The sequence below is a fragment of the Aminobacter sp. P4_H6_2 genome (assembly GCF_056400805.1).
In genome coordinates this window covers 1-7,995 of sequence record NZ_JBFUKO010000224.1, presented here as the reverse complement: position 1 = coordinate 7,995, position 7,995 = coordinate 1, and the positions used below count along the sequence as shown (strand labels likewise).

Below are 7,995 nucleotides of genomic sequence, written 5' to 3'. Positions count from 1 at the left end.
TTACTAAGCAAACCCTCTACGAAGTGGAACGCGCCCAGTTCACCCGCGGCACCTACGACCGTGCCATGGAATCGCTCAACCAGGTCAACTCGGAGATCGAAGATCTTCTCAAGGCCACTTGGGGGAGGAAATAATGGCGCGCAAGAACCTGATTGAAGTCTCGGCAGGCGGAGAGGCACCACGACCTTCCGAGGCACTTTCGGCTTCACGGCCGATTGCCGGGATGGTGCCAGCTGGCGTGCGCAACACTGCCCCGATCGGGGGTATCGCCAAGACTCTTGGAAACATCACCCAGAAGGTCGAACGCGCCCACGATCTTGAGCGCCAGATGGCCGAGGGCAACACCGTTGTCGAACTTGAGACAGCGCTCGTTGACGCATCGATGGTGCGCGACCGTCTCGCTATGGATGTGGCAGAACTGTCTTTGCTGGTGGAACAGATCAAGGACCACGGACAACAGGTTCCTATCCTTGTTCGGCCCCATCCAGAGATCAAAGGTCGCTATCAGGTGGCCTATGGCCATCGCCGGGTGGCAGCCGTCTCCAAGCTAGGCATTAAGGTTCGTGCGGTCGTTCGAAACCTCACCGACGACGAATTGGTGGTCAGCCAGGGGCAAGAAAACAACGCGCGGACCAACCTGTCTTTCATCGAACGCGCGTTGTTTGCTGCACGCCTTGAGGACCGTGCGTTCGCACGAGACGTGATCATGTCAGCGCTTGGCGTCGACAAGGCCGCACTGTCAAAAATGATCAGCGTTGCGCGCCAAGTGCCTACCGAGCTGATAGAGGCAATCGGGGCTGCGCCCGAAGTTGGTCGTCGGCGCTGGATGGAGTTGGCCGAGTTGGCGATCGCTCCAAAGGTTCCAGACCTTCTTTCGATGCTCTCACAAGGTCCAATGAGGGACGCCTCCAGCGACAACCGATTCCAAGGAGTGATGGATGCACTCACGAAGAAACCGGGTAAGGCAGCTCCACAAGGCCCGTCCTTGGAATGGGCGCCAGCCGACAAATCAGTGAGCGTGACGGCCAAGTCGAATGGCAAAACCTACACTTTGGCCCTGAAAAACAAGGATGCCGCAGGCTTTGGCGGCTGGATATCCGCGAATCTTGGACGCCTCTATGGGGCTTTCAAGGATTCGGAAAAAACTGAAACAGGAGACTGACCGCAAAAGAAAAAGGCCCCCAAACGTTGCCGTCGTGGAAGCCCTTCTCGTAGCTTGAACACCTAGAGAATCGCATTTCCTCGAATCACTGTCAAGAGTTGCGGCACCGAACAGGTGAGCGGATTTCTTTTGCCTCGTTGAAAGGCAAGGAAATGATGGAGAATCATATCTCGACGACGCCCTTTGGGCGGCGGCCACTGACGCTTGCCATAGTGGCAGGGCAACTAGCAGCCGACAGATGTGCGCCCGGCACCAGTGCCAACAAATGGCAGGTGTTTCGCACGGTCTGTGAGGCCAAGGGATTGCTGGGGGCGAGCGATCGCGCTTTGGCTGTTTTGAATGCGCTGCTGAGCTTCCATCCGGACACGGATCTCGTGGAAGGGGAGGGGCTAGTGGTGTTTCCATCAAACACGCAGCTTGCGCTTCGTGCGCATGGCATGGCGCCCGCTACTTTGCGGCGGCATCTGTCGGTACTTGTCGAATGTGGCCTTGTGGTGCGCCGCGACAGCCCAAATGGCAAGCGCTACGCCCGCAAGGGTTTTGACGGGGCGATCAAGTGGGCCTTCGGTTTCGACCTCTCCCCCCTTCTAGCACGTGCTGAGGAGTTCGAGCGTTTGGCTGAGACTGTCAGGGCCGAGCGAAGGGCGCTTTTGCTGGTGCGCGAGCGTATCACCATCCTGCGCCGCGACATCGCCAAGATGATCGCCTTTGGCCTGGAGGAGGGCATCACTGCCGATTGGCAGCGCCTTCACATAAGGTATCGTGAGATCGCAGACGCCATTCCACGCACCGCGACGCGCCTTGAGCTCGAACCAATTGCCGCTGAGTTTGCATTGGTTGCCCAAGAGGTGCGCAAGACACTGGAAAATCACGTTAAAACTGAAAAACCAAGCGCCAATGAGTCTCATTTCGAGCGCCACATACAGTATTCAGATACACATCCTCATGAATCTGAACCCAGCCCAGAAAAAGCGCAGTGGACAACTGCTGCCGTGAAATTGGTGATCAAGAACCAGCCACCAACGGGATATCCGCTTGGCATGGTGCTGCGTGCATGCCCTGACATTACCGATTACGCACGAAACGGCATTTCGGGCTGGGCTGACCTGGTGGAAACGGCAAACTTGGTGGGCAGAGCGCTCGGCGTCAGTCCCGATGCGTGGCACCAAGCCTGCGAGGCGATGGGGTCGGTTGACGCAGCGATCATGGTGGCGGCAATGCTGCAGCGGGGTGAGGCGATTGCCAGCCCCGGCGGCTACCTGCGCAGCCTCACAGCCAAGGCCAATGCCGGGGAGTTCTCCATCGGACCGGTGCTGATGGCGCTGTTGCGCGGCAGGGGAGGGCCCCAGGCCAGGGCAGGATAAGGTCAGCGGAGCTGCAGCAATTCCTCACCGGCTATTCTCAAGTCGTACCCAAAACGGCGAATCAATGTTCCTGCCGCACTGCAAGTCGAACTCTCGTGCTCTCTACGGCAGGGAGGAGCCTCTCGGCTTCTATAGGCCGCTTGCTTTGGTGAGGTTGATGCGGAAGCGGTCCCGACGTTGCTGATAACGGCGTGTCATTTCCGCGCTTGTGTCATCGAGTTGCTTTTGCACGTAGCGTTCGTCGACCTCTGCTGACGAGGCAAGGCCGGCGCGAAGCGAATGGCCGGCAAAAAGCTTGACGCGTTCGCCCTCGGTCAGGTTGCCGCGCACGCCGGCAGACAGTGCGCTGCGCTTGACCAGACGGGAAACCTCTTGGTCGTTGAGCCGTTCGGCGCCGACKCGCTTGCCTTGCCCGGTGACGCGACGGAACAGCGGGCCGTGGGCGATGCGGGCTAGGTTTAACCAGGTTTCCAGCGCCACGACAGGGCAGGTGGAATCAGCTGAACCGCGGCCGATCTCAATCTCGCGCCAGCCGGTCCTACCGCGCAGTGTGACGAGGATGCCCTTGCTTGGGAAGACTTCGATCCAGCCACGGCCGTCCTGTGTCTGATCGCGGCCGCAGTCGAGGCCGACGAGCTCTGAGCGGCGTAGGGCGCCGGCAAAGCCGAGTAGTAGCATCGCGCGGTCGCGCATGCCCCGCAAAGTGCCACGCTCAAGTGTTTCCAGCATGGCGATGAGGTCGTCGGACAGGATCGCTTCTTTCTGCCGGGAAGGCCGGGCATGGGCGTTACGGATGCCTGCCACGACTGTGGCGATTGCGGGCTGTTTCCTGTCGAGGAACAGGCCGCGCTGAGCATAGTTCCAGGAAAGCGACGACAGGCGCCGTTCGATGGTGGAAACGGCATCCTTACGCGCTGCCGCGCCGTCTCCTGGGCCACCCGAGATGCTGCCAGAGGCACAAGCGGTGATGTAAAGCCCGACGGTCTCGGGATCGGGCGGCAGTGCCGCAAGGCCCTGGCGGCGGAGCCAATCGCCGAAATGCTTCCAGTCCGCGGCATAGGCGCGGCGGGTGTTGGCGGAATTGGCCGCCTCGACATAGCCGCGAGCGCGTTGGGCAAGCCTATCGAGCTGCGCCGGAAGCCGGACGGAAGGCGCAGCCTCGGTGAGCAGCAGGGTGGGAGAGGGGGGCTTGTCATCTGGAATGACCAAGGTGTTCGGCCCTACCGCCGCATCCAGGTGCTGTTTCATCGCCAACGCGACATCGATGATGTCGGGAAGAGCGTCGCCATCGCTATCGGCCGACGTGGCGAGTGAATTCTTAGTGTTCATTTCCTGTCGCTACTACTCGGATGTCAGTTTGCGAGAAATCATTGCCCTTGAAGAGGAGGGGCTCATTGGCGAGCTTGGCAAGCGCGTAGGAGAAACAGTCCCCATAGTTCAAGCTGGCTGGATGACGGCCTTTGCCATAACGCCGCCACGCGCGACGCGCTTGATCGGCGTGTTCGACCTCGACCGCGACTATGTCGACCTCCACCCGTGCAAGCCATAGATCAAGTTCGGCCCCGCCGAGTTCGCCGAAGCGCGTCTCAAGCACCATGGCTGCTTCCAACACCGTGGCGGTCGAGATGAGCCGCACCGGATCGTCGGCAATCAACTTTTCGAAGGTTGCCGCTTCAGGCTCGTTTTTGGCGATCGCGACAATTGCGGATGTGTCGATAACCATCAGCTCGGCAACCCGTGTTCATCGTAGCCAAGGATGTCGTCGGCGCTACGTGTGTCGAGCACTGACATGGTGCCCCAGCGCCGCCGGCTGGCAGCCAAATCTTCGAGAAGCGCAGCCTTGCGTGTGTCGGATCCGAGCCGGCGCATCCTATCTTCAAGAGCGCGGCGAGTGGCAACCGTGATCGTTTCGCCCGTTCGTTCCGCTAGGCTGCGGGCGAGGCGTTCCGTCTCGGGATCCTTGATGCTCAATGCCATAAAGAGGTTCCATCTACCTACGTGTATATTTTATACCTAGATAGCCTATCGGCGATGGAATTGCACGCGCCTCCTGTCGTCGAGCAGAACGCCGCCGAGTACCCTTTTCGGCGTTTTGCTCGACGAGAGAGGCCATTTTCGGAATAGAGATCATAACGAGCGATAATGCAACATTATCAGTCGTTGTAGATTGCCAACAGGCTGTGCGGTTTGCTGCCCAGCAATGGCAATAAGCGCACAGGCTTGTTACACTCCCCAACATGATTCCAACCGCTGCGCCACCGCTTGTCGCCCATCAATCCCCGAGCGTCCCCAGCTGGGCGCAGTGGCGCGGGCATGTCGCAAGCGACGCAGAAGCGGCCTTCATGGCTGGCGCCGCCCTGAACTCCTTGGACAATTTGGTGCGTGGCGAGCCAGCATGGGCCGGCGCGTGGCGCCAACGCCAAGCCTTGAAATGCGCCACCGCAGCTGTGCGTCTCGCTGGTCGAACCGAAGATGAAGCGGCGTTGCGCGATGCCGTGCTTATGACCCGGCCTGGCGACGATGTGGGCCCGGCCGGTAACATTTTAACTGGCTGGCGGCGGTTGGCATCCAAGCCGCCGGTTGTCGATGTCGATACCCTTGCCGGCATCGTGGAATTACTCGGCCTGCGTTGGAGCGAGGATCTGGCCACCATTCCCATGCAGATCAACGACTTGGCGCTATCCAGCGACAACAGATCGGCGCCGTTCGCCGCCACAGCGATCGCCACGCAGGTTCTTGCCGTGCGTCCCGATGCCGAGCCGCTCGGATGGTGGCTGGCTGATCTTGTGCTGTCGCGGAAGCTGCTCTGGAAAATGCCGGTACCACTTTTAATGGCGCAAGTTTTTACGCCGGCCTTCCGAACCGAAGGCGGCCGCGGGATCGCCGCAAGAATCCGGCCTGGGGAGCAAAATTTTGAGCGGTCGGTGTACCTGGCGCTAGCGCACGGTGCCGCCGAGGCCTGCCGGCTGGGGGCAGAGATTTCCCGGCGCGCCGATCGGTTGATGGCGGTAGCGCCAAAACTACGTGCCAAGGGGGCTGGGGAGGCGATCCAGAAACTGCTCGATGAAGACGCGATTTCTGGGTCGCTGACGACCAGAAACCTGTCACGGTTTGCGTCGCGGCGACTGTTTGAGCGCTTGCGGACGTTCGACGCCGTGCGCGAACTGTCGGGGCGGTCGACGTTTCGGCTGTACGGGCTCTAGGCGATGGCTGATCAGACCGGCCGAAGAGCAGACAAAGCCCAGCCGAAGCAGCTGGACACTGAACTTGAGCATCTGCCGGCGGATCTGCGCTGGCGCGAATGGATGGGCCGGGTCGAAGCCGTGATCTTCGCTGCACGTGAGCCGGTGTCTCCTGAGGTCTTGGCGCGTGTAGTCGGCAAATGCTGCAGCATCGACCTGATCATCGATGACATCCGCAACGAGTTGCGTAGCCGGCCGTACGAACTGGTCGCTGTTGCCGGCGGCTGGCAGCATCGGACCCGCCGGGTCTATTCCGATGCAATCCGGGCAGCCACCGGGCAGGGCGCGGATGGCGGGCCGGGGTCAAAAACCCTGTCGCAGTCGGAAAGTCTCGTACTGATGTGCATCGCCTATTTCCAGCCGATCACCCGTGCCGATCTGTCATCCTTCTTAGGTAAGGAAGTCAGCCGCGATCTGATAGGTGTGCTGCGCTCGCAAGACTTCATCGCCTCCGGCCCCCGCAGCCCGCAACCGGGAGCGCCCTATACCTATGTGACGACGCGGGCGTTTATGTCCCACTTCGGGCTCAATACGCTGCGCGACCTGCCCGACTTCGAGTCGCTCGAGGATGCCGGTCTGCTCAGTAAAGACATGCTGCTGGCGGGTGGTATTCCCGTCGGCCCTCTAAGAGGCGAAGGGGACGATGACAGCGACCTATCGGATAGCGGAGTCTTTGATGGTGAGGCGATGAGGGAAATCTAACAGCCAACCAAGGGCCGGTCAGATCGTCAGCGCAACAGCATGTCCGGAGGGCTTAGGTTAGGGAAGGAATTGTGGCGCGTTCGGCACTGCCCCAGTGAAACGTACGCCGGCGTGGACCTCCCAGCCCGACTGGTTCACGTCAGTCCGCTCCAGCAAATGCCGGGACTAAACAGCTAGTACGACGTCCAGCAACCTTCGGTCGGGAACACGCCGCCGGTGAGATTGGACGCCTCGTTGGATAGAAGGAAGAGCATTGTCGACACCTGCTCGGCAATGGTTGCCGGACGCTGCTTGGGGTCCGCATAGGCAAGGAGGCTGAAGGTCTTGGCTCGGCCCATGTTAGGCCCAGTCGATTTGTTGGCCTTCGTGGCCTCGGCGACCAGGATCCCCGCGCGCTCGACCATCGGAGTGTCGGTCGCCGCCATGTTGACGGAATTGACCCGGATGCCATGCGGCGCGTAGTCGATGGCCGCATTGCGGGTGAGGCCGTTGACCGCATGCTTGGAAGCGACGTAGGCGGGATTTCCGGCCAGACCAGTCATGCCGGCGATGGAGGCCAGGTTGACGATCGGGCCGCCGCGCCCTTGCGCAACCATCTGCATGAGTTCGGCGCGCATGCAGCGGAAAAGGCCACTGTGAAAGACACGGTCCCAATACTCGTCGGTGGCCTTGTGGATCGGGGCGAAAATCAGCGGCTTCTGTGCCTGGTAGTCTATCGGATCGCCCGAATAGACGCCGTCCATGACGCCCGCATTGTTGAGCGCCAGGTCGAGGCTGCCATAGCTATCAACGGCTGTTTTGACCATCTTTTCGCAGGCGTCAGTCTCGCCGACGTCGCCATAAACAAAAGTGGCTTTTCCACTGGCAGCGACGATGTCGGCGATGGTCTTTTCACCGAGATCCTTGATCCAGCCGACGCCGATGATGTTTGCGCCTTCACGGGCGGCGCGGACCGCAGCGCCAGCGCCCATGCCACGAGCGCAACCGGTGACGCATCGCCCTGGGGCACTGATCATCCTGCGAGCGTTTCGAATTGCTCGGCAATTGAAGGTCACGGATTGTAGGCAAAACTCGCCTGTCGCTTTCGCATATTTAGCGATCAGGCAGCGCGGGCGATGGCGGAACCCTCAGCGTCGAACAACGACACGCGCGCACCGTCGATGGCGATGCCAACAGTCTCGCCGATGCGCACCGGCGCATCCGCAGGCGCGTTGACGTTGATCAGACCAAGCCGGTCGTTGCGCACGAAGACACTGGTGTTGCCGCCGAGATATTCGGCGACCTCGACCGTGCCGCGGCAGTTGCCGGCCTCGGGCGAAACGAGCGTCAGATGCTCGGGGCGGGCACCGAGCTGGGTTGGCGTGCCGGAGAAGGCGAGAGCGAGTGCGCCCTGCCCGGAAAGGTCGAGCTTACCTTCATCAGAGGGCGCGCAGGCGAGCACGTTCATTTTTGGGCTGCCGATGAACTGAGCAACGAACAAATTGGCCGGCCGCTCGTAGAGCTCGTGCGGGCTGCCGTGTTGCAT

The 7,995-nt window shown here is 60.9% G+C and carries 9 protein-coding genes and 1 pseudogene; 5 read left to right on the top strand and 5 right to left on the bottom strand.

Going from position 1 to position 7,995, the window contains the following annotated elements; genetic code table 11:
• The 3 genes and pseudogenes from AC1DUU_RS16610 to repC all read left to right on the top strand — a co-directional run.
• A pseudogene (locus tag AC1DUU_RS16610) lies at positions 1-134 on the top strand (plasmid partitioning protein RepA); the annotation flags it as partial.
• Positions 134-1,162 carry a plasmid partitioning protein RepB gene (gene repB / locus AC1DUU_RS16605; protein ID WP_476784511.1) on the top strand — a complete coding sequence of 343 codons (1,029 nt, stop codon included), beginning with the start codon at positions 134-136 and terminating at the stop codon, positions 1,160-1,162. The pseudogene AC1DUU_RS16610 and the gene repB, both read left to right, overlap by 1 nt.
• Positions 1,163-1,317: 155 nt before the next feature.
• Entirely contained in the window at positions 1,318-2,526 is a 1,209-nt protein-coding gene (repC, locus tag AC1DUU_RS16600) for a plasmid replication protein RepC (RefSeq protein ID WP_476784512.1), read from the top strand.
• A 129-nt stretch (positions 2,527-2,655) separates the two neighbouring features.
• On the opposite strand, the gene AC1DUU_RS16595 is transcribed toward repC, so the two are convergent.
• The 3 genes from AC1DUU_RS16595 to AC1DUU_RS16585 are packed head-to-tail and all read right to left on the bottom strand — an operon-like array spanning position 2,656 to position 4,503.
• On the bottom strand, positions 2,656-3,855 hold the full coding sequence (locus tag AC1DUU_RS16595) for a tyrosine-type recombinase/integrase (RefSeq protein ID WP_476784510.1): 1,200 nt from the start codon (positions 3,853-3,855) through the stop codon (positions 2,656-2,658).
• Positions 3,845-4,249 carry a type II toxin-antitoxin system VapC family toxin gene (locus AC1DUU_RS16590; protein WP_476784509.1) on the bottom strand — a complete coding sequence of 135 codons (405 nt, stop codon included), beginning with the start codon at positions 4,247-4,249 and terminating at the stop codon, positions 3,845-3,847. Before AC1DUU_RS16590 ends, AC1DUU_RS16595 begins: the two co-directional genes overlap by 11 nt.
• Complete coding sequence (locus AC1DUU_RS16585; RefSeq protein ID WP_476784508.1) at positions 4,249-4,503, bottom strand: type II toxin-antitoxin system VapB family antitoxin; 255 nt, start codon at positions 4,501-4,503, stop codon at positions 4,249-4,251. The genes AC1DUU_RS16590 and AC1DUU_RS16585 overlap by 1 nt, the downstream gene beginning before the upstream one ends.
• Positions 4,504-4,763: 260 nt before the next feature.
• On the opposite strand from AC1DUU_RS16585, the gene AC1DUU_RS16580 reads away from it, so the two are divergent.
• Positions 4,764-5,729 carry a DUF1403 family protein gene (locus tag AC1DUU_RS16580; protein WP_476784507.1) on the top strand — a complete coding sequence of 322 codons (966 nt, stop codon included), beginning with the start codon at positions 4,764-4,766 and terminating at the stop codon, positions 5,727-5,729.
• Positions 5,730-5,732: 3 nt separating this feature from the next.
• Positions 5,733-6,470 (top strand): SMC-Scp complex subunit ScpB, encoded by a 738-nt coding sequence (gene scpB, locus AC1DUU_RS16575; protein WP_476784506.1) that lies wholly within the window; start codon positions 5,733-5,735, stop codon positions 6,468-6,470.
• Between the two features lie 173 nt (positions 6,471-6,643).
• Here the strand turns inward: scpB and AC1DUU_RS16570 are convergent, their stop codons facing one another.
• Together AC1DUU_RS16570 and AC1DUU_RS16565 are read right to left on the bottom strand one after the other, a co-directional pair.
• Entirely contained in the window at positions 6,644-7,486 is an 843-nt protein-coding gene (locus AC1DUU_RS16570) for an SDR family NAD(P)-dependent oxidoreductase (protein ID WP_476784505.1), read from the bottom strand.
• A gap of 83 nt (positions 7,487-7,569) precedes the next feature.
• The coding region (locus tag AC1DUU_RS16565; RefSeq protein ID WP_476784504.1) for a TOBE domain-containing protein at positions 7,570-7,995 on the bottom strand (426 nt) is incomplete at its 5' end.

Coding starts and splice junctions, on each gene's coding strand:
- AC1DUU_RS16570 (WP_476784505.1), bottom strand. CDS start 7,486: ATGATCAGTGCCCCAGGGCGATGCGTCACCGGTTGCGCTCGTGGCATG.
- AC1DUU_RS16590 (WP_476784509.1), bottom strand. CDS start 4,249: ATGGTTATCGACACATCCGCAATTGTCGCGATCGCCAAAAACGAGCCT.
- AC1DUU_RS16585 (WP_476784508.1), bottom strand. CDS start 4,503: ATGGCATTGAGCATCAAGGATCCCGAGACGGAACGCCTCGCCCGCAGC.
- AC1DUU_RS16580 (WP_476784507.1), top strand. CDS start 4,764: ATGATTCCAACCGCTGCGCCACCGCTTGTCGCCCATCAATCCCCGAGC.
- repC (WP_476784512.1), top strand. CDS start 1,318: ATGGAGAATCATATCTCGACGACGCCCTTTGGGCGGCGGCCACTGACG.
- repB (WP_476784511.1), top strand. CDS start 134: ATGGCGCGCAAGAACCTGATTGAAGTCTCGGCAGGCGGAGAGGCACCA.
- scpB (WP_476784506.1), top strand. CDS start 5,733: ATGGCTGATCAGACCGGCCGAAGAGCAGACAAAGCCCAGCCGAAGCAG.